At 74.5% G+C, this 2,956-nt stretch carries 3 protein-coding genes; all 3 read right to left on the reverse strand.

Features of this window, described 5'->3' with window-relative positions:
• A partial coding sequence (locus ABZ371_RS31070) for a copper homeostasis protein CutC (RefSeq protein WP_358685951.1) occupies window positions 1-630 on the reverse strand: 630 nt, incomplete at its 3' end.
• A gap of 220 nt (window positions 631-850) precedes the next feature.
• Complete coding sequence (locus tag ABZ371_RS31075; RefSeq protein ID WP_358685956.1) at window positions 851-2,164, reverse strand: lipase family protein; 1,314 nt, start codon at window positions 2,162-2,164, stop codon at window positions 851-853.
• Window positions 2,165-2,441: 277 nt separating this feature from the next.
• On the reverse strand, window positions 2,442-2,956 hold a 515-nt coding region (locus ABZ371_RS31080), incomplete at its 5' end, for a biotin-dependent carboxyltransferase family protein (protein WP_358685953.1).

Below are 2,956 nucleotides of genomic sequence, written 5' to 3' on the forward strand. Positions count from 1 at the left end.
GCCGCCGGGGCGTGCCGCGCCCCCGATGTGGAAGGCGTCGACGCCCGCGTCCAGCAGCTGCGGGAGGTGGTTCAGGCGGAGTCCGCCGCCGACCATGATCTGCGGCTCGTAGCCCGGCTCTCCCGCTCGGGACGCCTCGGCCATGAGCGTCGGGATGCCGTCGTCGACACCGGTCGCGGCGCCGGCCGTGAGGTAGGCGTCCAGGCCCGGCAGGTCGGCGAGGTGCTTGCGCAGGGCGTCCCGGTCGGCGGTGCGGTCGATCGCGCGGTGGAAGGTCCACCGGCAGCCGTCCAGTTCGGCGACGAGCCGCTCGACGGACACCAGGTCCACGTGCCCGTACTCGTCGAGGAAACCGAGCACGAACTCCTCGGCCCCTTCGGCCCGCATCGCGTGCGCCTTCTCCACCAGGACCTCGATGTCACCGGCCGCGAACCCGTCCGCGACCCTGAGCATCACGCGCAGGGGGATGTCGACGGCGGACCTGACCCGGGCGAACTCCGCCCGGGACGGGGTCAGGCCGTCGGCGGCCATGTCGGTGACCAGCTCGAGGCGGTCCGCACCACCCGCCTGAGCCGCGACCGCGTCCTCCGCGTCGAGAGCGATCACCTCCAGGACTGCACGGTTGCTCATGGGATTCCAATTCTTCGGAGCGGCTACAGGTCTAGTCCATTGACCAGCCTACGGGGCGACCGCCCGGAGGCGCAGCTCTCCGGGTCGACGCGCGCGGTACATGGCCGGAGATGCACCCGTGCGGGTGCCCGCGCGGGGCCCCGGCGGCAGGACGCGCGAGGCCGCGGCGGCGTCCGTGGGACGGTCGCGCCGCGGCCTCGGGGGTCCTGGCGGAAGGGTGTCAGGGCTGGATCGGCATCGACCAGCAGTTGGAGCCGGCGGGCTTGCCGGCGAGGCGGTCGGTCAGCCAGGACACGGCCTTGCCCTGGTCGGTGAGGTACGGGGCGAGGTGGTTGGTCAGCAGTCCGTCCCCGAGGTTCGGCAGGACGACCGCCTCGTAGGTGACGTCGCCGCCCTTGCGGCACCAGTCCACGGCCAGCTGCCGGGCCTGCCGGTGTCCGACGATGTCGTCCTGGACGCCGGTCACCAGGCGCACGGGCCCGGAAGGCCGGTACGTGCCTATGCGCTGGTCGGCGAGGATCGCCTGGAGCTTCGGCTGGGAGGCGATGATGTCGGCGAGGGGCCTGCCGTCGGCCGTCCACTTCCTGCTGTCGGTGAAGCCGTACCGCAGGATCGCGTCGCCGACGCACATGGTCGAGGTGTCCGCGAGCGCGGCCTTGCCCGTGGCGTTGGTGTTGGCGTCGATGACCGCCCGCAGCGACGGGTCGGACTGGGCGAAGCCGTTGATCGACCAGCCCAGCGCACCGGCCAGGGCGCTCTTGTCGATGCCCTTCATCACCTCGGTGAGGTCGGCGGGCGGTGCGCCGGCGTAGGTGCCGGCCAGTTCGACGTCGGGCGCGTAGGTGGGCTGGAGTTCGGCCGCCGCCGCGCTCGCGCCACCGCCCTGGCTGTACCCGTACAGGCCGACGCGGGAGCCGCCGGTGATCGAGGCCCCGGCCACGCCGCGTGCGGCGCGCACGGCGTCCAGCAGGGCGTGGCCCTCGTCGACGCGGTTCACGTAGGTGTGGAGCCGGTCGGTGGTGCCGAGTCCGGCGTAGTCGGTGACGACGACGGCCGCACCGGCGGCCAGGAAGCGGTAGGCCGCGAGGTTGTCGTAGCCGATGGACACGGTGCCGTCGCCCACCGTCAGCGGGTGCTGGAGGGCGAGCGAGGGGGCGCACTGGTCGCCCTGGCCCATGGTCCCGGAGGCGAGGGCCACCAGCGGGCGGGCCCCGCCGCCCTTCCAGGCGGCCGCGGGCTCGATGTAGGCCCCGGTGACGGCGACGGGCCGGCCGGCCGCGTCGGTGGACTTGTACATGAGCCGTGTCGCCGTGCCCGGCAGGGGGCGGCCGTCCAGGCCGGGGAGGCTGAGGCCCAGCGGCAGCGGCTCCGTCCGGACGAGGGTGCCGTCGGCGGGGGGCAGTTCGGCGGGCGGGGTGTAGAAGGCGGGGATGGTCACGCCCCGGGAGACCACCGGCGCGGAGCCGGGGGCGGCGGAGGCGGGTACGGCGTAGGCGCCCAGGCAGGCCGCGGCGGCGGTGGCCGTGGCGATCAGGCGTGCGGCGGCGCCCCGGCCCGGGCGGCGCCGGCCCGGCGGGCGGGGGGTACGCACGGTCGAGCTCGGACGGGTGGTGGTGCGGGGATTCACGGCTCACTCCCTCGCTCTGCTCCGATGAAGGTGAGCGCAAGCTAGCACCGGACTGTTACCTGAGGTAACTGATGAGTAAGTTACGCTTAAGTAACGTTACTGAGGGGTCAGCTGGGGGGCGTCCACCGGCCCGGACACCGGAGCCCGCCCGCCGGTGGCGTCCTGTCCCCCTCCCCGTGGTCCCTCACGCCCGCACGAACCGGACCGGTGTCCCCGGTGCCGCCTGGGCGGCCCCGGCCAGCGCGGAACCGGCGACGACGCCGACGACCGGATAGCCGCCCGTCGTCGGATGGTCGTTGAGGAACACCACGGGCCGCCCGTCCGGCGGCACCTGGACGGCGCCCAGCACCATGCCCTCGCTCGGCAGCTCGCCGTCCCGGGCACGCTCCAGGGCGGGGCCCTCCGTGCGCAGTCCGATGCGGTTGCTCCACTCCGAGACCCGGTAGGCCGCGGTGGTCAGCGTCCGCAGGGCCCCAGCCGTGAACCACGTCTCCCGGGGGCCGTGGTGCAGCGGCAGGACGAGTTCGGCCGGGACACCGGGCCAGGGGACCGTGTCGGCGACCGGGCACGCGGCGCCGGGCTCCCCGAGCGGGAGCACGTCACCGTCCCGCAGGACGGGCGGCCCGAGACCGGAGAGCAGGTCGGCGGACCTGCTGCCGAGCACCGGTTCGGGCACCAGCCCGCCGGCGAACGCCACAT

It is taken from the genome of Streptomyces sp. NPDC005899, from assembly GCF_040629645.1.
Lineage (GTDB): Bacteria > Actinomycetota > Actinomycetes > Streptomycetales > Streptomycetaceae > Streptomyces.